We start from the raw sequence: 17,593 nt of genomic DNA, 5'->3' as shown, positions 1-17,593 counted from the left end.
GATGCGCCAATGGCATCACCTGCTGGGCCTGGCCCTGCTGATCAGCGCCGCGCCGGGTTGCAGCACCGGCGCCAACAGCGTGAGCGCCCAGCCCACGGCCCGGCCAGCCGTCGCGCCAGCCACCCGCCAGGACGGCAACCTGGCCTTGCTCGCCGGCAAGCTGCGCAATGCCGGCCGGGCGCCGGTCGCCATCGTCCAGCTGGGAGACTCGCATACCGCCGCCGACCTGTTCAGCGGCGAGCTGCGCAAGCTGTTGCAGGCGCGCTACGGCGACGGTGGCATCGGCCTGGTGCCGGCCTCGCCGGTGCCGGGGATCCGCAACGACCGGGTGATCATCAAGAGCGAGAAGCGCCAGTGGGAGCTGGTGTCGGCGCGCAACCAGCAGAGCTCGCAGTTTCCGTTGGGGGGCTACCTGTCGCTGCCGTTGGCCAATCGCGCCAGTGTGGTGCTGCAGGCGCGGGACGAGGATCGCCAGCGCTACAAGGTCTCGGCGCTGTACCAGTCGAGCGCCAGCGCCAGCCTCTTCGTCAATGGCGGCCAGCGCCGCGTGTTGCCGGCCAGCAATGGCCAGTGGCGCTTCAGTCCGGCCTACGCCAATGTCGGCCTGCCGGTGCAGCTGAGCGTCGAGGGCGGCAGGGGTGTCGCTTTGGGTGGCTGGTACATCCAGGGCCAGAAGAATGCCGGGGTGACCTACTCGGCGCTGGGTATCAACGGCGCGCGCCTGGACGTGGTGGACAAGTGGCAGCCGGGCTGGCGCGACAGCCTCAAGGCCGTGCGGCCTGACCTGATGATCCTGGCCTACGGCACCAACGAAGCGTTCGACGACAAGCTCGACCTGGCGCTGTACCAGACGCAACTGGACGCGACCCTCACGGGCCTGCGCAAGGACCTGCCGCAGGCGGCGATCCTGCTGGTCGGTCCGCCAGACTCGATCAAGCAGCGCAAGGCGCGCAGCTGTGCGGCGCGCCAGCCGCAACCGCTGGCCTCGGTGATCCGTATCCAGAAGCAGATGGCGCGCAAGCACAAGGCGCTGTTCTGGGATTGGCAAGGGTTCATGGGTGGGCCGTGCTCGATTGCCGGCTGGCAGGCAGGTGGGCTGGCGCGGCCGGATCTGGTGCACCTGACGGCGGATGGTTATCGCAAGAGTGCGGCGGGGTTGTATGAGTTTCTGAAGGGGCCTTTGGGGTTGCGTTGAGGCCTGGCCTCATCGCGGGGCAAGCCCGCCCCCACGGTGGTCGGGGGCGGGCTTGCTCAGGTATCAGGCCGGCTCGGCCTGCAACTCGACCATCGCCTCGCGATAGCGCGCCAGTTCCTCGATGGTCAGCACCGGCAGGTTGTACTGCCGCGCATACACCGCCACCTGCTCGCCGCGGGCCATGCTGCCGTCGGGGTTCATCAGTTCGCACAGCACCGCTGCCGGGCGCAGGCCGGCCAGGCGGGCCAGGTCCACCGAGCCTTCGGTGTGGCCGCGGCGGGTCAGCACGCCGCCATCGCGAGCGCGCAGCGGGAACACATGGCCTGGGCTGACGATATGACGTTCCTGCGCGGTCGAGCGCAGCGCGGCCTCGATGGTGGTGATGCGGTCCTGTGCCGACACGCCGGTGCTGACCCCTTCGGCGGCCTCGATGGTGACGGTGAAGCCGGTGCCATGGCGGGCTTGGTTGTTCTGCACCATCGGCGCCAGCTGCAGGGCATCGACGGTGGCTTCGTCCAGGCACAGGCAGACGATGCCGCTGCAGTCGCGGATCATCATGGCCATGGTCTGCAGCGAAAGGTTCTCGGCGGCGGCGACGATATCGGCTTCGTCCTCGCGGTCGTCGTCGTCGAGCAGCAGCACGGGGCGCCCGGCCTGGAAGGCGGCGATGGCGGCACTGACGTTGGGGAATTGCGTGTTGAGCATGGTGGACATGAAACGCTCCTCGTGAATGATCGATGAACGTCTCGGGGCGAACATAATGCGCGCGCAGGGGCGCCCGGACGGACCCTGCCAAACGCCTTCTTTCATCCGGACTATGACCGTCGGCTCTGGAGTCGCACCAGATCTGCTGACCCCCGGCATGGCCGGGGCGCTCGCGGGCTCATCTTTCGATTTACCGCCGGTGGGGACTTTCACCCCGCCCTGAAGACCGGCCAAGCATACAGCACTGTGCTAGCGGGCTGGCAAGCCCTACGACTTTAGTTGCTGCCAGTCCAGCCCGAAGCGCGCCAGGTACTTGCGCAGGCGGTCGGCGTCGTTGGGGTTGGCCTTCTCCTGGCGCGATATCGCGAACAGCTGACGCCCGGCTTCTGACAGGCTCGGTGCGCGGCGGCAGACGTCGATCACCGCCTGTAACTGCACCTGGTCGAACAGGTCGAGTGCGCGGTCGGCCAAAAGTGGCTCGCTGGCCGACTCCAGGCCCCATGCATAGCGTAGCCGGGCAATCTCTTCCTCGACCATTTCCTCATCGATACGCCCGCTGTCGGCCAGGGTCGCCATGCGCGTGATCGACGCCGACAGCTCGCGGAAGTTGCCGGCCCAGCGGGCCTCGCCGGCATGGGCGAAAGCCAGGTAGCGGCGCTTGGCCTCGAGGTTGAAACGCACCTGACGCCCTTGTTCGCGGGCATGGCGCTGCAGTTCGAAATCGAGGTTCGGCTCGATGTCCTCGCGGCGTTCGGCCAGGCCCGGGAGGGCGAAGGTCCACAGGTTGATGCGGGCGAACAGGTCTTCGCGGAACGAGCCGTCGGCGACCTTGGCGCGCAGGTCGCGGTGGGTGCCGGCGATCAGCTGGAAGTCGCTTTCCACTTCGCGGTCCGCGCCCAGCGGGAAGAAGCGTTTTTCCTCGATGGCCTTGAGCAGCATGGCCTGCTCATCAGCGCCCAGTTCACCGATCTCGTCGAGGAACAGCATGCCTCCGTCGGCGGCGCGCAGCAGGCCGTCGCGGGCGTGCTGGGCGCCGGTGAAGGCGCCCTTGGCGTGGCCGAACAGGGTCGACATGGCGCCGTCGCCGCGCAGGGTGGCGCAGTTCACCTCGATGAAGCGCCCGCCCAGCTGATGGCGCCCGCGCTTGAGCTCATGGACGCGGCGGGCCAGGAATGACTTGCCGGCGCCGGTCGGGCCGACCAGCAGCATGGGGGCCTTCGAGCGCAGGGCGACCCGCTCGATCTGTTCGATGGTGCGGTTGAAACCCTGGTTGCGCGTGGCGATGCCGGACTTGAGCAGTGACTGCCCCTCGACCTGCTCGCGGCGAAAGCGCGAGGCGATCGGGTCGTAGCGCGACAGGTCGAGGTCGATCAGGGTGGCGATGCCGGCCGGGTCACCGTTTTCGTCCTGCTTGCGCGAGGGCGAGGTCTGCACCAGGCGCGCTGGCAGGTAGCGCGCCTCGGTGAGCAGGAACCAGCAGATCTGCGCGACGTGGGTACCGGTGGTGATGTGCACTAGATAGTCCTCGCGCTCGGTGTCGAAGGTATAGCCGCTGGCGAAGTCGTGCAGGGCGCCGTAGACCTCCTCGAAGTCCCACGGGTTGCGCAGCGCAAGCGGGTGCAGGCGCACTTCGGTGCCGGGCGAGACCTGCTGGATGTCGGCGCGAATCCGCTCGGCCAGGCCGAGGTCGCGGGCGCCGGGGCCGTGGATAAGTTCCAGGCGGTCCAGGGGCAGGTCGGCTTGCTGGCACAGGCCGATGGTTGGCCGCCAGCGGTTCCAGCGTGCGGCGCCCTTGCCGTTGCGGTCGAGGGTGGTGCCGAGGAAGCCGATGGCGACGAGAGGCTTGCGCATCCTTGATTATCCTAAGAGATAAATTGCTATCCGATGATATACGAAAAATTGGATGTCCATGGATGCTTTCAATTGTGCGCAAGTGAGCAATATAAAAATAAATCTATATAAAACAATAAATTAGATAATTTATCGATGCCAAATGAAAACCTGGCACGCCGCTCGCTATATCCCTCTCGACCGCATCGCCAGGCAGGCCCTCGGGACAGGGGAACCCCCCACCGGTGCACGTACCCACCTTCAGGTGTCGGTGTCGTGCATGCCGCCGCCGCAACGACCGGTCATTGCTGCGCTGGGCCCCTGGAAAGGCCGGCGCAGACGCTCGCCGGGCAAAGCCCCGGCACTACCCTCCTAAGGTAGCTGTAACCGCAACACCCGCCGGTGGGGCACAGGCAACGCAAGCAGGGCCAGGACGGCCCGTCACTGCGAAGGACGCCTGGCCCGCCGCTGGCCCACCCGGCTCGCCGGCCGGGCCTGGCGCAACGAGGGTGGTCGCTGGAGCAACGCTCCCGGCCCCGGACTCCGCCAGGCTTCGCTCGCGACGCCCGCTGGGTTGGCGACCCCGGCACTCAAGGACATTGGAAAAGGATGAGCAAGATGAAACTGTTGAAACGCTTTGTGGTGAAGAAAAACGAACGCGGCCTGTTGATGAGCGAAGGCGACTTCGTGTCGATTCTCGAGCCTGGCCAGTACCAGCGTTTCGACTGGCAAGACCGGCTGGCGGTGAGCACTTTCAGCCTTCAATCCCCGCTGTTCGACCATCCGCTGGCGCAATACCTGCGTGGGCATGAACCAGCACTGGTCGAGCGGTATTTCGAAACCATGGACTTGGCCCCGCACGAGGCCGGACTGCGTTTCGAGGACGGTCGCCTGGTCGAGTTGCTGGCACCGGACAGCCGACGGCTGTACTGGAAAGGCCAGGTCGAGCACGGCTTGCAGCGCGTCGACCTGAACCAGGGCCGTCGCCTGGACGACGAACTGGTGAGTCGCCTGAAGCGCCCCGGCGTGGCCGGCACGGATCTGGTGCTGCTGGCGCTGGTGCCGGCCTTCCATGTCGGCGTGTTGAAGATCGACGGCGTGGTGGCCGGGTTGCTCGAGCCAGGCCGGCATGGCTACTGGCGCTGCGGCAGCCAGGTAGAGGTGGAGATGGTCGATACCCGCCTGCAGGCGCTGGAGGTCAACGGCCAGGAGATCCTTACCCGCGACAAGGTCAGCCTGCGCCTGAGCCTTGTGGCCAACTGGCGCTACACCGATGTGCTCGTTGCTCACGGGCAGATGAGCAAGCCGGTGGAGCATCTGTACCGCGAGCTGCAGTTCGGCTTGCGTGCGGCAGTGGGTACTCGCACCCTCGACGAGCTGCTGGAAGACAAGCAGTCCATCGACGGTAGCGTCGCCGAGCACCTGCTGGCGCACCTGCAAGGAAATGGCCTGCAAGTGAGCAGCCTGGGGGTGCGCGACATCATCCTGCCGGGCGAAATGAAGACCCTGCTGGCGCAGGTGGTGGAGGCGGAAAAGGCCGCCCAGGCCAACGTGATCCGGCGCCGTGAGGAAACCCAGGCGACCCGTTCGCTGCTCAACACCGCCAAGGTGATGGAAGGCAACCCGACGGCCCTGCGCCTGAAGGAACTGGAAACCCTGGAACGGGTGGCCGAGCGCATCGACCGGATTTCGGTGTTCGGTGGTCTGGATCAGGTATTGAATGGAATGGTCAGCCTCAAGGCGGGTTGACCCTTTGCGACACGACGCAGCGCAACAAGGAACAAGGCAATGAACATACTCGAAGTGGCGGGCGGCAAGCCGATCAAACTGTGGACCGACGGTGTGCCGGTCGAGGACGACGCCCGCAAGCAATTGATGAGTACGGCGAAGATGCCGTTCATCTTCAAGCACCTGGCGGTGATGCCGGATGTGCACCTGGGCAAGGGCTCGACCATCGGCAGCGTGATCCCCACCGTGGGCGCGATCATTCCGGCGGCGGTGGGCGTGGACATCGGCTGCGGCATGATCGCCGCACGCACCTCGCTGCACGCCCGCGACCTGCCGGACAACCTGCACGGCCTGCGCACGGCCATCGAAAAAGCCGTGCCCCATGGCAAGACCTTCGGTCGTCGTGACCAAGGCGCCTGGGACAATGTGCCGAACCAGGCCGACCAGGTATGGAGCGGCCTGGCCGGGCGCTTCAAGGCGATCACCGACAAGCACCCGCGGCTGGAGAAGACCAACAACCGCCAGCACCTGGGGACACTGGGTGGCGGCAACCATTTCATCGAAGTTTGTCTGGACGAGGCCGACCGGGTCTGGTTCATGCTGCACAGCGGATCGCGTGGTGTGGGTAACGCCATCGGCAACCTGTTCATCGAACTGGCCCAGGCCGACATGCGCCAGCACATGGTCAACCTGCCGGACCGGGACCTGGCGTACTTCGAGGAAGGCAGCCGGCATTTCGCCGACTATGTCGAGGCGGTCGAGTGGGCGCAGGACTTCGCCCGGCACAACCGCGAGCTGATGATGCAGGCGGTGGTTGCCGCCACCCGCAAGGTGCTGGGCAAACCGTTCGAGGCCAGCCTCGAGGCGGTCAACTGCCACCACAACTATGTGCAGAAGGAACAGCACTTCGGTCGTGAGGTGCTGGTGACCCGCAAGGGCGCGGTGTCGGCGCAGAAGGGCCAGCTGGGCATCATCCCCGGCTCCATGGGCGCCAAGAGCTTCATCGTCCGTGGTCTGGGCAACGAGGAGGCGTTCTGTTCGTGCAGCCACGGCGCGGGCCGGGTGATGAGCCGTACCAAGGCCAAGAGCCGCTTCACCGTCGAGGACCAGCAGCGTGCCACCGCCCATGTGGAGTGCCGCAAGGACAAGGATGTGATCGACGAGATCCCGATGGCCTACAAGGACATCGATGCGGTGATGCAGGCCCAGCGGGAGTTGGTCGAAGTGGTGCATACCCTGCGTCAGGTGGTGTGCGTGAAAGGTTGAAATGGGCGCCCTATGGCGCCCTGTACAAGGAACGAAGACATGTATCAGGACGACCCCCACCCATTGCCCGAGGCCATGCGTGCCCGGGTGCTCGATGAATTGCAACGTATCGAGCGCGAGCACGAGGTGACCGTGCTCTATGCCTGCGAGTCCGGCAGCCGTGCCTGGGGCTTCGCTTCGCCGGACAGCGATTATGATGTGCGCTTTGTCTACGTGCCGCGCAACGACTGGTACTTGCGGGTGGACGAGCCTCGCGATGTGATCGAGCGGCCGCTCTGCGACGAACTGGACATCAGCGGCTGGGAGCTGCGCAAGACCCTGCGCCTGATGCGCGGCGCCAACCCGAGCTTGCTCGAGTGGCTGGGCTCGCCGCTGGTGTACCGCGCCGACGCCGAAGCTACCGGGCGTTTGCGCGAGCTGGGCGAGGCTTTCTACTCGCCGCGCGCCGTGCGCCACCACTACCTGTCGATGGCGCGTAAGAACCTGCGCGGCTACCTGATGGGCGAGACGGTGCGTTTCAAGAAGTACCTGTATGTGCTGCGGCCGTTGCTGGCGGTGCGCTGGATCGACCAGGGGCTGGGCATGCCGCCGACGGCGTTCGCCGCGCTGTTGGCGCGTACCGTCGATGACCCGCGACTGCAGGCGGCGATCGACGCGCTGCTGGCTGTGAAGCGCCGCAGTGGCGAGGCCGAGCACGGACCGCGGGATGAGGTGTTGCATGGGTTCATCGAGGCCGAGCTGGCGCGGGCAGGAGAGGCGCGGGAAGTACCGGTGACGAGGGGGGACACCGGGTTGCTGGATGATTTTCTGCGGGACACCGTGCGCCAGGCTGGATGACGGCTCACTGAGCCGACCTGGACATCCTGTCCATCACGAACCGCAGCGATGCCGGCAGCATTGGCCCGTGGTCCAGGCCGTCGAATGGCTGGAAAGTCGCTGACAATCCCTTCACTCCGGCCAGACTGGCCACCAGCGCCCGGGCAGGTCGTTGCACATCGCCCTGCAGCGGCCCTCGGGGGTTGGCCGGTTCCCGCGTGCCGCGCATCAGCAGCAGGCTGGGCTGGTGGCTGCCCAGCCGCTCCTGCAACCCGTGCATCTCGGCCTCGATGGCGCCGTCGTTCCACCATAACGATGGGCTGGCCGCCGCATAGTCGCTGAACAGCCACGGACGGGTGAACAGTGTGTGCAGCGTCAACAGCCCGCCATAGGAGTGGCCCCAAAGTGTCTGTCGTTGCGGGTCGACGGGCGCCACAGCGGCGACCATCGGGCGCATGCGTTGCTCCAGCAGATCGAGGAATTCATCGGCGCCACCGCTGGCCTGGCCGGTCAGGGGATCGCGTTGCTCGGCCAGCCCGGGCACCACGGGGGTGTAGTCGTAGGTACGGGCGGCACGCTCGATGCGTTGGTCAGTCTGGTAGCCGATGGCGACCAGCAGCGGTGCCTGGCCGCCGGCCAGCGCCTGCAGTTGCTCTGGCTCAAGGGCGCTGATGGCGGCGTTGCCGTCGAGCATCCATAGCACCGGGTAACCGCTGGCGGGGGCCGGGCGCCGGGGCTGGCCGATCCACAGGCGGTAATGGCGCTGGCCGTCGCGCGAATCCAGGTCGAGGTGGCTGAAGCGATAGGCCAGGTCCTGGCGCTGCAGCAGGGTCGTGTCCATCTTCTGCTCGGGTTGCGGCTGGGCCAGGGCCGAACCGCTCAGCACCAGTGCCAGGACAAGGGTAAGGATCTTCATCGGGCGTTCTCGTGAGGTCATCCATTGACAGGCCGCCGCGGCATCGTCGGATGCAACGGCGGCACGGGTTCAGAAGGAGGCGGTCAGGCTGGTGTAGAAGGTGCGCCCGGGTTCGTTGTAGGTGGCCGCGCCCGCACCCTCGATACCGTTCACCGCCTGGGCGTTGCCGGCCCGGTACAGGCGTTTGTCGAACAGGTTGTCGATGCCGGCGGTCACGCTCAGGTTTTTAGTGAGTGCATAGGTGCCGCTGGCGCCGACCAGGGCGTAGGGGGCCACCTGGTCGTTGGCGGTGCCGGTGACCCGCTTGCCCTGGTAGTCATACTTCTTCGGTGTCTGCTTGCCGTACCAGGCCACGCTCAGCTGCAGCGACAGGTCATCGGAGGCTTGCCAGTCGAGCATCGAATTGAGGGTGTAGGCCGGGGTCACCGACAGGGTCTCGCCAGTGGTCTTGTTCTTCGATTGCAGCATGTAGGTGAAGTTGTTGCTCCACTTCAGCTGTTCGCTCAGCGGGATGGTCAGGGTGCCCTCGAGGCCCTCGACCAACGCCTTGGGAATGTTCTCCCACTGGTAGAGGGTGGCGTTGGCGTTGGCGCCGACGCCACCGGATGCCTGGCCGATGCCGCTCAGGCCCGAGTCGATCTTGTTCTTGTAGTCGTTGCGAAAGTACGTCAGGCCGGCGACCCAGCCGTTGTCCTGGAACTCGATGCCCAGTTCCTTGTTGACGCTGGTCTCGGCCTGCAGGTGCGCGTTGCCCTGCAGGTAGCAACTGGTGGTCTGCCCGTAGCACCCCTGGCCACGGCTGTAGAGCAGGTAGTCGGGGTTGAGCTGGTACAGGTTCGGCGCCTTGTAGGCGCGGGCGATGCCGGCCTTCAGCGTCAGGGTGTCGCTCAGCGCGTGGGACAGGTTGAGCGACGGGCTCCAGTTGTCGCCGACGATGCTGTGGTGATCGAAGCGCAGCGCCGGGGTGAGCATGGTGCCGGGCAGCAGTTCGATGTTGTCCTCGGCGAACAGCGAGAAGATCTGCGCCTGGCTGCTGGTGCTGCGGCCGCTGCTGGCCAGGCCGGGCACGCCGCCGCCTTCGCTGGTGGTCTGGGTGTTGGCGCTGGGGTCGTCCAGTTTCTGCTGGCTCCACTCGCTGCCCAGGGTCAGGGTCTGGTCGCGCCAGGCGTGCAGTGGCAGGTTGAGCTCACCGTGGGCGGTCAGGTCGCGCAGCGTCGATGTGTAGAAGTCGGTGTTGCTGAAGATGCCTTCGGTGCCGCCGGCCAGGCCTTCGTTGATGCGCTGGTTGCGGGTCTTCTCGTATTGCAGGAAGGCCATGCTGCTGCCGAAGTCCCAATCGCCACGGTGGGTGATGGCGAAGTTCTCGCGGTAGAGAATGTTGGTCTCCTTGCCGAGCATGCTTTTGACGTTGGCGTTGGAGTTGGTGTTCTGCGTATCGCCCGCGTACAGGTTGCCCTGGCGGCTGAAGCCGGCTTCGAGCTCCAGGGTCTGTTCCGGCGTCAGGCGCCAGCTCAGCAGGCCGTTGAGGTCCTTGTTGCGCACGCCTTCGCGGCCGGCGGGCAAGGTACCGGCCTGGGTGCCGGTGCGCGCGGACTGGTGGCCGGCGTTGATGTCCCAGTCGTCCGCGTCGGTCTTGGCCACGTTGCCGTAGACGCGGTAGCTCAGGGTGTCGGCCAGTGGGCCGTTGAGGCCGAAGCTCACGCGCTTGGTGGCGCCTTCGTCACCGTGCTGCGGGAAGTTCTGGTACACGGTCATGTTGCCGTGGGTTTCGCCCGTCGGTTGCTTGGTGATGATGTTGATCACCCCGCCCATGGCGCCGGAGCCGTAGCGTGCCGCCGCCGGGCCGCGGATCACCTCGATGCGCTCGACCTGGTCGGCAGGTACCCAGTTGGTGTCGCCGCGCGAGTCGCGTTCGCCGCGCCAGCCGTAGCGCACCGAGCTGCGGCTGCTGACCGGCTTGCCGTCGACCAGGATCAGGGTGTTCTCCGGCCCCATGCCGCGGATGTCGATCTGCCGGTTGTTGCCGCGCTGGCCGCTGGTGGAGTTGCCGGTCAGGTTGACCCCCGGCATGGTGCGGATGATCTGCGACAGGTCGTTGGCCGGTGGGCGTTTCTGGATGTCCTCGGCGGTGATGACCGACACACCCGGTGCCTGCTTGGTCTCCTCCAGGGCGGTGGCCACCACGTTCTGGCTTTCCAGCACGATCGGTTCTGGCTGGTTGGCGGCCTGCACGGCGCTGCTCAGCAGGCAGCTGGACAGCAGCAGGAAGGGGGCGAGAGGAAGCGGTCGGGGCGACATGTGTGATCTCCGGCACGGCGGGCTGAATTCAAGAGATCACAGATGGTAATAACTCTTATTTGAGAGTAAAGCGCATTAACTTTCTAAACACTTTCGTTGGCCGGCAACAGTAGGTGCAGGCACAGGCCGGGATGCCCATTGCTCGCCCACAGGCGCCCGCCCTGCAGATCGATGGCGCGCCGGGCGATGGCCAGGCCCAGGCCGAAGCCGGCGCCGCTGCCGGGCAGGCGGCGGTAGGGCTGGAAGATCTGCTCGAGTTCATCCTCTGGTACTCCGGGCCCTTGGTCGCGCAGGCACAGGTGCCAGAAGGCGCCCTCGCGCCAACCGTCCAGGCTGACCCGGCCAGTGGCGGGCGAATGGCGGATGGCGTTGCGCAGCAGGTTTTCCAAGGCCTGGGCCAGGCTGTCCAGGTGCGCCTGCACCTGGCAGTCGAGGCCGAGCGAGCAGGGCAGCCGTTCGACCGGCCAGCCGCTTTCGAAGCAGCTGTCCTGGACCAGCGCCTCCCAGACCGAGAGCACCAGTACCGGCTCGGTCGCCAGTTGCGGTTGCTCGGTGTCCAGCCAGGCCAGGTCGAGGGTGTCCTCCAGCAGTTTCTGCATGTCGTCCACCTCGCGATCAAGGCGCTGGCGCAGCAGTTCCGCCGGCAATTCGCTGTCGTGGGCGATGCGCAGGCGTGCCAGCGGCGTGCGCAGTTCGTGGGACAGGGTACGCAGCAGCAGGCGTTGCTGGTCGAGGCTTTTGCGTAGGCGCACGGCCATGTGCTCGAAGGCCTGGGCCAGCTCGCCCAGTTCGTCGCGGCGTTCCTGCAGAGGCAGCCCGGGGCCATCCAGGTCATCAGCCCGCAGGGCGTCGGCGCGATCGCGCAGGCGGTTGAGCGGCACGACCAGGTGGCGGTACAGCGCCAGGCCCAGCAGCAAGGCGAGCAGGGCGGGGGCCACGCCGTGGGTGATCACGTGGGTCCAGGGTGTCAGGCCGGTGGGCAGCAGGTGTTCTGGGAGCTGGATGACCAGGCGGCCGTCCTCGGGGTGTTCGGGGAACGCAATGCTCACGTACGGCAGCTCGTCCTGCAAGCGCCGGCTCATCGGCCAATCGAGCTTGCGCATGAAGGTCAGGCGGCTGGCTTCATCGGCGCTCAGCGGGGTAGTGCCTAGGCTCTGCAGATGAGGGCCGATGATGGCGACCCAGGTGTTCTCATCGGCTTCGAGCCGACGGCGCAAGCGTTCCACGCCATCGGCGCCTTCCGCGCGCCAGGCCTGCTCGGCCTGTTCGGCGAAGCCGGCGAGGAACACCCGGTCGGCGGGGGCCAGGAAGTAGGTGCTGCGTTCGACCGACAGACCCCAGGTCCAGATCAGCCAGGTCAGCAGCAGGCAGAAGCACACCTGCAACAGCGCCAGTTTCCACAGCAGCGGATGACGGCGCATCAGGTGCTGCCCGCATCGACCAGGATATAGCCCTGGCCGCGCACGGCCTGGATTTCCAGGTGGCTGGCGCCGATGGCGGCGAGCTTGCGGCGCAGGTTGCACACATGCACATCCAGGCCGCGGTCGAGGCGGGTATAGGCCCGGTGCAGGACGCTCTGGTACAGGAATGCCTTGCTCAGCGCTTCGCCGGGATGGGCTTGCAGGGTCACCAGCAAGCGGTATTCGGAACCGGTCAGCCCGGCACTGCGGCCATGGTGGGCGACATCATGGTTGGCGCCATCGAAGGTCAGCGTGCAGGCGTGGCGCGGCGCGGGCGGGCGTCGATCCAGCGCTACCCGGCGCAGCAGGGCATCGACCCGGGCATCCAGCTCGGCCAGGCTGAAGGGCTTGGGCAGGTAGTCGTCGGCGCCGCGGGTGAAGCCGCTGATGCGGTCCTGCTCGGCGCCCAAGGCCGACATCAGCATCACCGGTACCGCCTGGTGCCGGCGCAGTTCGTCGAGCAGGCTCAGACCATCGATTCCGGGAAGCATGATGTCCAGCAGCAGCAGGTCGAAGGGGGCCTGCTGCATCGTGTTCAATGCCTGGGTGCCGTTCTCGCAGGCCAGGACGCTGAAGCCGCGGCGCAGGAAATGCTGTTCCAGGTCCTGGCGCAGGCGAGGGTCGTCTTCGGCTAGAAGGAGCTTGGGCGGCACGGACATGACCTTGATGAGAATTCGTTGCAAATACGAATCATCCCATTGGCGATGGTGCCGGGGCAATGGCCGGATGCTGGCATTTCGTCGCGTGGTCGAGGCTTTTGGCCCCTGTTTCAGCGACTGATGAACATCCCGACGGCTTCGCTGCGCACACGCAGGCCATGGCTCTCGCCCAGCATGGCCAGGGCCAGTGGCAGGTCATCGACCGGGAAGCTGCCGGAGACCCGCAACTCGGCCACGGCCGGGTCGCAGACCAGGCGCTGGTCGCTGTAGCGCATCAATTCCTGGGCCCACTGCAACAGCGGCATGTCGTCGGCCACCAGCAAGCCATTGCGCCAGGCCAGCTGGGTGTCGCGGGCGGTTTTCACCAGGCCGAGTTGGTCGCGGTCGAAGCGCACCTGCGAGCCTGCGTGGATGACGGTGCCACTGCCGGCCTCGGGGGTGACGCGCACGGCGCCCTCATAGACCGCGAGCTGAGTCTCGCGAGGGAGTTGGCGCACGCTGAAGCGGGTGCCCAGCGCCTGCATCAGGCCATGTTCGCTCCGCACCCGCAACGGCCGCGACGGGTCCGCGGCGGTGACGATGTACGCCTCGCCACGGCGCAGGTGCAGCAGACGCTCCTCGGCCGAATACACCACTCGCAGCTCGCTGTGGCTGTTGAGAGTGACCTGGGTGCCATCGCTCAGCAGCAGTTCGCGGCGTTCGCCCACTGCGGTCTGGTAGTCGTTACCCTCCTGGGTCTGCCGCCATACCCACCAGCCCAGCGGGGCCGCGCCGATCAGCACCAGAAGGCCACGCAGCACGGTGCGCCGGCTGCTGTCCTGCGGGCGAACGAGTGTCTGCCGGGCAAGGGTCGGTGGCAGGGTGCCGAGGCGGGTCAGCAGGCGCTCCGCGCGCCTCCAGGCGCGTTCGTGGTCCGGGTCGCGGCGCCGCCAGCGTTCCAGTTCGAGCTGTTGCGCTGGCGTCAGCGGGCCTTCCTGCATCAGCAGCAACCAGGCGGCGGCCTTGGCGAGCACGGCCTGGGCAATGGCGGGTTGGTCACTCATCGGGCATCTGGCTCAGGCAGGCCATGTAGCCCTCGTGGATGTACTTCTTCACCGTTGGCAGCGCGATGTTCAGGGCCTGGGCAATGTCTTTCTGTTTCATGCCGTCCAGGGTGGCCATCAGGAACGCCTGCCTGACCCGTGGGCGCAGGCTGTCGAGCACCGCGTCGATCTCATGCAGGGTCTCGAGGATGACGCTCTGCTGCTCGGGTGACGGCTGCAGCGCCTCGGGCACCAGCGCCAGCGCTTCGAGCCAGGCCTGTTCCAGCGAATGGCGGCGGCGCCAGCTGACCAGCACGCAGTTGGCGATGCGTGTCAGGTAGGCGCGCGGCTGGCGCAGGGTGTCAGGCTGGTTGCTGTCGCGGCTGGCGAGCAAGCGCACGAAGATGTCCTGGGCCAGATCGTCGGCCACGCCGCGCCCCCAGGAGCGCAACCGGTACGCCAGCCAGCCGCGCAACCAGGCGTGGTGCTCGATGTACAGCGTGGTGACGGCGCACGGCTCGGCGGACTGGGACCGGATCTTGAAAAGGGTCATGGCTGGGAGGCGTCAGGGCGTAAATGCAAACAATTATCACTAAATTTGGCTGAATCACAAGATCAAGTGAAAATGCGAATCGCACGCATATACCTTTTTCGCCGTCATGCGACAGAAGGGGTGCAAGCCCGCATCGAGTGCCGGGCACTGACCTTACGAGCGAGAAAAGCATGCCCGCAATTCGTCGGCTTTCCCCTGTTTCGCGTCCTACGCAACGTTTGTCCCCGATCAGCTTCGCCGTGCGTTGCGCGATGCTCGGCTGCCTGATGGGCACGGCTTCGACCCTGGCCCAGGCCGCCGATACCCCGGCCGTGGCGTCCACCCGGCTCGACGATGCCACGCCGCGCGACTATGACATCGCCCAGGGGCCGCTGGGCACCGCGCTGGGCGTGTTCGCCAGCCAATCGGGCCTGCTGTTGTCCTATGACCCCGAGCTGACCCGCGGCCGCGCGGCGCCGGCGCTCAAGGGGCGCTATACCGTGCAGGAAGGGGCCCGGCGCCTGCTGGCCAACAGCGGCCTGCAACTGCTGCCGAACGCGCGGGGCGCGTACATCCTCATCCCACAGGCCCAGGCATCGGCGACAGCGACGGAGTTGACGCCGACCATGGTCGCGGCCAGCGAGCTGGTTGACCCGCAGCGCGACACCTACCGCGCGCCGCGCTCTACGGTGCACCTGTCGCGCGAAGACCTCGATCGCTTCAGCACGGTCTCGGTGGGTGACATGCTCAAGGGCGTGGCCGGCGTGCAGGTGGGCGACAGCCGCAATGGTGGCGCGCTGGACGTCAACATCCGCGGCATCCAGGGGCAGAGCCGGGTGGCGGTCAGGGTCGATGGCTCGGAGCAGGCGGTGGATGTCTACCGGGGCTACGGCGGTACCCAGCAGCGCAGCTACATCGACCCCGACCTGATCAGCAGCGTAACCGTGAACAAGGGCCCCAGCACCCGCTCGGGAGCGATCGGCGGCTCGGTGGAGATGAAGACCATCGGCGTCGAGGACATCCTGGTCGATGGCAAGGATGTCGGCGTGCGCCTGACCGGCAACCTGTGGAACAACGGCGTGGAGCCCGAGCACCGCAACCGCAACGCCAGGGACGAGGACCTGAGCGCGGTACCGCGCGACCAACGCGGCAGCCTGTTCGGTTCCAAGGCCGAGTCCGGCAGCGCCGCCTTCGGCTACTCCCATGAACGCTTCGATCTGGTGGCGGCCTATGCGCACCGCAACCAGGGCAACTACTTTTCCGGCAAGAAGGGCCAGGACCGCTACCGGCTCTACGACCGCGACGGTGACGAACAGCCGAGCGTCGCCAACACCTACAACGCCGGCGAGGAGGTGCTCAATTCGTCGTCCGAGACCGACTCCTACCTGCTCAAGACCACCTGGCGGCTGGCCGACGACCATACCCTGGACCTGGGCTACCGCCGCTTTGACGGGCACATGGGCGAGATCATGCCGTCGGACATCTTCCGCTACGGTACCGCCGGCATCTACCAGTACCCCACCAGCGAAATCCGGATCGACACCTACACCGCCCGCTATCACTACCTGCCCGAGGGCAATCCGTGGGTGGACCTCACCAGCAGGCTGTGGATGACCGACTCGAAGACCAGCACCTTGAGCGCAGCCTGGATGGCGCCCAAGTCGCAGCTGTACCGTACCGACCGCGCCTGGTCCCGCCAGGACAATCGCCGCATCGGCGGCGACCTGAACAACGTTTCGCATTTCACCACCGCCCACGGCGATTTCAAGCTCGACCTGGGTGGCGCCTTCCAGCTCGAGGACCTGCAGCCGCAAAAGAGCGTGGTCTCCACCCAGCACGACATCAACGCCAACCGCATGCTGCGTGACGCGTCGCGCCAGGAGTTCAGCTTCAACGGCAACCTGGAATTCAAGCCCACTGAAACGCTGACGCTGTGGGGCGGTGGTCGCTATGCCCACTACCAGACCAAGGACAACACCGTGCTGGCCGAGGCGCGCCGCGAGGAGCGGGAAATGCGCTGGATCACCGCCAGCAGCCCGGGGCACTGGGGCAGCATGATGTGGTTCCCCGACCAGAACGGCCAGTACACTGACGCCACCGACCCGCGCCTGAACAACGGCATCGTCTTCGAGAACAGCAACGAGCCGTTCAATGGCGTGCCGTTCAACGAGTCCGGCGCGACCAATGTTCAGGTCCACCCCGAAGGCATCAGCAACGTGGTCACCGGCTACGACTACACCCCGCAGGGCAAGAGCCGCGGCGGTGGCTTCGCACCGGCCTTCGGTATCAATGTCGAGTTCCTGCCGGACACCTTCGTCTATGCCTCCTACACCGAGGGCCTGCGCCTGCCTTCGCTGTTCGAGACCAGCCAGGGTACCCAGCAGGTCACCCCGGGCAAGCACCTCAAGCCCGAGCGCTCGCGCAGCTGGGAAGTGGGCGTGAGCGCCTTGCGCAGCGACCTGCTGACCGCGGGCGACGAGGCGTCGGCCAAGCTGGCCTGGTTCGATAACGACATCAAGAACTACATCACCCGCTACTACGACCCGAGCCCGGGCCTGTGGGGGCAGATGACCTTCAGCAATACCGACAGCTTCCACACCCGTGGCCTGGAGCTGCAGTCGCACTACGATGCCGGACGCGTGTTCGCCGGCCTTTCGGCCACCTATTACCTGATGACCGAAACCTGCGACGCGGCCTTCGCCGCCAAGCTGCGCGCCAGCGCCAATCGGTACCAGCGCACCCACGATACCCCGGATTGCACGTCGGGCAGCTACATGGGCTCGTACACCAACACCCAGAACCCGCCACGCCTCTCGGCCAACCTGCTCGGCGGAATGCGTTTCTTCGACGAGGCGTTGACCGTGGGCGGGCGCATGACCTACAGCTCGGGGCCGACCGCGCAGATGGACAAGCCCTGGCAGACTGGCGCGACCACGCCGCAGATCGACTACCGCTCGGTGGCGTTGTTCGACCTGTTCCTCAAGTACAAGCTGCTGGAGCACACCGAGCTGAATGTATCGGTGCAGAACCTGACGGATCGTTACTACCTGGACCCGCTGGCGCAGAGCTTCATGCCGGCACCGGGACGGACCTGGCGGGTAGGGATGGTGGCGCGCTTCTGAGGGGCATGCGGCTATTCGGCAGGCATTAAAAAGCCGGCTTGTGG

13 protein-coding genes and 1 riboswitch are annotated in these 17,593 nt (G+C 66.4%); of the genes, 5 read left to right on the top strand and 8 right to left on the bottom strand.

From position 1 onward, the window contains the following. Window position 1 precedes the first annotated feature (1 nt). Window positions 2-1,195, top strand: coding sequence for an SGNH/GDSL hydrolase family protein (locus ACVWZ5_RS17160; protein ID WP_062575328.1), 1,194 nt, complete (start codon window positions 2-4; stop codon window positions 1,193-1,195). A 63-nt stretch (window positions 1,196-1,258) separates the two neighbouring features. Here ACVWZ5_RS17160 and ribB read toward each other — a convergent pair whose 3' ends face one another. Together ribB and rtcR are read right to left on the bottom strand one after the other, a co-directional pair. Beyond that, window positions 1,259-1,909, bottom strand: a complete 651-nt coding sequence (gene ribB / locus ACVWZ5_RS17155; RefSeq protein WP_062575327.1) for a 3,4-dihydroxy-2-butanone-4-phosphate synthase — start codon at window positions 1,907-1,909, stop codon at window positions 1,259-1,261. 80 nt (window positions 1,910-1,989) lie between these two features. Beyond that, window positions 1,990-2,131: riboswitch (FMN riboswitch) on the bottom strand. A gap of 36 nt (window positions 2,132-2,167) precedes the next feature. Continuing rightward, window positions 2,168-3,751 carry an RNA repair transcriptional activator RtcR gene (gene rtcR, locus ACVWZ5_RS17150; protein WP_457340752.1) on the bottom strand — a complete coding sequence of 528 codons (1,584 nt, stop codon included), beginning with the start codon at window positions 3,749-3,751 and terminating at the stop codon, window positions 2,168-2,170. 597 nt (window positions 3,752-4,348) lie between these two features. On the opposite strand from rtcR, the gene ACVWZ5_RS17145 reads away from it, so the two are divergent. Genes ACVWZ5_RS17145 through ACVWZ5_RS17135 form a run of 3 tightly spaced genes read left to right on the top strand, consistent with a single transcriptional unit; the run spans window position 4,349 to window position 7,561 of the window. Then, window positions 4,349-5,479, top strand: coding sequence for a slipin family protein (locus ACVWZ5_RS17145; RefSeq protein ID WP_062575790.1), 1,131 nt, complete (start codon window positions 4,349-4,351; stop codon window positions 5,477-5,479). Window positions 5,480-5,518: 39 nt separating this feature from the next. Continuing rightward, window positions 5,519-6,724, top strand: a complete 1,206-nt coding sequence (locus tag ACVWZ5_RS17140) for an RtcB family protein (protein ID WP_186600267.1) — start codon at window positions 5,519-5,521, stop codon at window positions 6,722-6,724. Window positions 6,725-6,763: 39 nt separating this feature from the next. Beyond that, the gene (locus tag ACVWZ5_RS17135) at window positions 6,764-7,561 is read left to right on the top strand and encodes a nucleotidyltransferase domain-containing protein (protein WP_457340751.1); all 798 of its coding nucleotides are present in this window, start codon (window positions 6,764-6,766) and stop codon (window positions 7,559-7,561) included. Window positions 7,562-7,565: 4 nt separating this feature from the next. Here ACVWZ5_RS17135 and ACVWZ5_RS17130 read toward each other — a convergent pair whose 3' ends face one another. From ACVWZ5_RS17130 to ACVWZ5_RS17105, 6 genes are all read right to left on the bottom strand, one after another. Next, entirely contained in the window at window positions 7,566-8,456 is an 891-nt protein-coding gene (locus ACVWZ5_RS17130; RefSeq protein WP_457340750.1) for an alpha/beta hydrolase, read from the bottom strand. A 69-nt stretch (window positions 8,457-8,525) separates the two neighbouring features. Beyond that, a complete protein-coding gene (locus tag ACVWZ5_RS17125; protein WP_280070715.1) occupies window positions 8,526-10,754 on the bottom strand; it encodes a TonB-dependent siderophore receptor in 2,229 nt (742 codons plus the stop codon). A gap of 83 nt (window positions 10,755-10,837) precedes the next feature. Continuing rightward, complete coding sequence (locus ACVWZ5_RS17120) at window positions 10,838-12,175, bottom strand: HAMP domain-containing sensor histidine kinase (RefSeq protein ID WP_062575322.1); 1,338 nt, start codon at window positions 12,173-12,175, stop codon at window positions 10,838-10,840. Then, window positions 12,175-12,867 (bottom strand): response regulator transcription factor, encoded by a 693-nt coding sequence (locus ACVWZ5_RS17115; RefSeq protein WP_062575789.1) that lies wholly within the window; start codon window positions 12,865-12,867, stop codon window positions 12,175-12,177. Before ACVWZ5_RS17115 ends, ACVWZ5_RS17120 begins: the two co-directional genes overlap by 1 nt. Window positions 12,868-12,983: 116 nt before the next feature. Continuing rightward, window positions 12,984-13,916, bottom strand: coding sequence for a FecR family protein (locus tag ACVWZ5_RS17110; protein ID WP_260270529.1), 933 nt, complete (start codon window positions 13,914-13,916; stop codon window positions 12,984-12,986). Further along, a complete protein-coding gene (locus tag ACVWZ5_RS17105; RefSeq protein ID WP_084941825.1) occupies window positions 13,909-14,448 on the bottom strand; it encodes a sigma-70 family RNA polymerase sigma factor in 540 nt (179 codons plus the stop codon). The genes ACVWZ5_RS17110 and ACVWZ5_RS17105 overlap by 8 nt, the downstream gene beginning before the upstream one ends. A gap of 170 nt (window positions 14,449-14,618) precedes the next feature. Between ACVWZ5_RS17105 and ACVWZ5_RS17100 the strand changes: the two genes are divergently transcribed. Further along, window positions 14,619-17,549: a TonB-dependent receptor domain-containing protein gene (locus ACVWZ5_RS17100; RefSeq protein WP_457340749.1), complete on the top strand. Its 2,931-nt coding sequence runs from the start codon at window positions 14,619-14,621 to the stop codon at window positions 17,547-17,549. Window positions 17,550-17,593 lie beyond the last annotated feature (44 nt).

Source organism: Pseudomonas sp. TE6283 (genome assembly GCF_054060555.1).
The sequence above is the reverse complement of the archived record's forward strand: the minus strand, read 5'-3'. Positions and strand labels throughout refer to the sequence as shown.

Coding starts and splice junctions, on each gene's coding strand:
- ACVWZ5_RS17160 (WP_062575328.1), top strand. CDS start 2: ATGCGCCAATGGCATCACCTGCTGGGCCTGGCCCTGCTGATCAGCGCC.
- ribB (WP_062575327.1), bottom strand. CDS start 1,909: ATGTCCACCATGCTCAACACGCAATTCCCCAACGTCAGTGCCGCCATC.
- rtcR (WP_457340752.1), bottom strand. CDS start 3,751: ATGCGCAAGCCTCTCGTCGCCATCGGCTTCCTCGGCACCACCCTCGAC.
- ACVWZ5_RS17145 (WP_062575790.1), top strand. CDS start 4,349: ATGAAACTGTTGAAACGCTTTGTGGTGAAGAAAAACGAACGCGGCCTG.
- ACVWZ5_RS17140 (WP_186600267.1), top strand. CDS start 5,519: ATGAACATACTCGAAGTGGCGGGCGGCAAGCCGATCAAACTGTGGACC.
- ACVWZ5_RS17135 (WP_457340751.1), top strand. CDS start 6,764: ATGTATCAGGACGACCCCCACCCATTGCCCGAGGCCATGCGTGCCCGG.
- ACVWZ5_RS17130 (WP_457340750.1), bottom strand. CDS start 8,456: ATGAAGATCCTTACCCTTGTCCTGGCACTGGTGCTGAGCGGTTCGGCC.
- ACVWZ5_RS17125 (WP_280070715.1), bottom strand. CDS start 10,754: ATGTCGCCCCGACCGCTTCCTCTCGCCCCCTTCCTGCTGCTGTCCAGC.
- ACVWZ5_RS17120 (WP_062575322.1), bottom strand. CDS start 12,175: ATGCGCCGTCATCCGCTGCTGTGGAAACTGGCGCTGTTGCAGGTGTGC.
- ACVWZ5_RS17110 (WP_260270529.1), bottom strand. CDS start 13,916: ATGAGTGACCAACCCGCCATTGCCCAGGCCGTGCTCGCCAAGGCCGCC.
- ACVWZ5_RS17105 (WP_084941825.1), bottom strand. CDS start 14,448: ATGACCCTTTTCAAGATCCGGTCCCAGTCCGCCGAGCCGTGCGCCGTC.
- ACVWZ5_RS17100 (WP_457340749.1), top strand. CDS start 14,619: ATGCCCGCAATTCGTCGGCTTTCCCCTGTTTCGCGTCCTACGCAACGT.